General features: G+C 43.6%; 1 protein-coding gene and 2 pseudogenes. 2 read left to right on the forward strand and 1 reads right to left on the reverse strand.

Translation table 11 applies throughout. The annotated features are described in order from the left end of the window. Positions 1-150, reverse strand: a pseudogene (locus R7P67_RS25410) (dihydrofolate reductase); the annotation flags it as partial. A 45-nt stretch (positions 151-195) separates the two neighbouring features. Here R7P67_RS25410 and R7P67_RS25415 point away from each other — a divergent pair. Both R7P67_RS25415 and R7P67_RS25420 read left to right on the forward strand, forming a co-directional pair. Beyond that, positions 196-762 carry a TetR/AcrR family transcriptional regulator gene (locus R7P67_RS25415; RefSeq protein WP_193282068.1) on the forward strand — a complete coding sequence of 189 codons (567 nt, stop codon included), beginning with the start codon at positions 196-198 and terminating at the stop codon, positions 760-762. A gap of 212 nt (positions 763-974) precedes the next feature. Then, a pseudogene (locus R7P67_RS25420) lies at positions 975-1,185 on the forward strand (glutathione-dependent disulfide-bond oxidoreductase); the annotation flags it as partial.

Raw genomic sequence — 1,185 nt, forward strand, 5'->3', positions numbered from 1 at the left:
GTCTGGATTTGGTACGGATTGTAGCCAGTCGAGTTTGCCTTGTTTATCTGCGATGTAACCGTCCAGACTGGTTGCAATAAATACGATGTTTGCCATGAGTACCTCATCAAAATGGTGATGCTTGAGCCAAGTTAAAGGTTGGTTTAAAATTAATTCTACAATGTAGAATAATTCTGAGTTTATCGAGAAGATCAAATGTCTGTCAACGAAAAGAAACGCGGAAGACCGACCGCAAAGCAGTCACAACTGAGTGCAGAAAGCATCCTGGAGTCGGCTAAATTATTGATGAAAAAAGACGGAAAGATACCAAGTGTTCGTCTGCTAGCGACCCAATTGGATGTGGATCCTATGGCGATCTATTACTACTTCAAAAACAAAAATGCTTTGCTTGAAGCGTTAACGACATCACTGGTGGAAGACATTTATCAACCGCAAGCGAATGAAGATTGGCAAAGCGAACTCAAACACCTGTGCGTTAGTTATATTGAGCTGCTGCGTGAGTATAACGGGCTGTTGCAAACTATGTTGAGCATGACATCCCACGGACCTGCTCAAGTGTTTACTGAGCGCTATCAATTGATTGTTCAACCTTTGGGTTTATCCCAGCAAGTAGAGCAAGACAGTTTGGATCTATTGGCAGATTACCTACACGGTTTTGCGCTGTCGATTAGCTGTTGCCACGATGCAAGCTTGATTAAGACTGATATGTTGGATGGGCCTCTAAACCTTATCTGTTCCTCATTGTTGGCATCTCGAACCTAGTTCACATTACCGCGACGTTTTTCCTCATATCGTGAAAGAAATTTCCATAACCAAAGGTTCTAATTAATCGAGATGGAAGGGCTTTTATTTGAAGATTCCGACCTAATATCTTGATTATGCCCAGCCAATTTAAGGTGGGGATTTTTAAGCATTGCTGCTGGTAGCGATTTGAACCAGCCTACAGGTGCATTCAAACACGATAAGGAATAACAATGGCTAACGAATACACACCACCAAGAGTTTGGACTAACGACAGTGAAAATGGCGGTCAATGGGCGAGCATTAATCGTCCCGATTCTGGCGCACGTCACGAGCAAGAGTTGCCAGTTGGAGAGCACCCATTCCAGCTTTACTCAATGGGGACTCCTAATGGTCAGAAAGTGACGATCATGTTTGAGGAGCTTTTGGCGGCAGGCGTAAAGG

It is taken from the genome of Vibrio sp. Vb0937 (genome assembly GCF_033338855.1).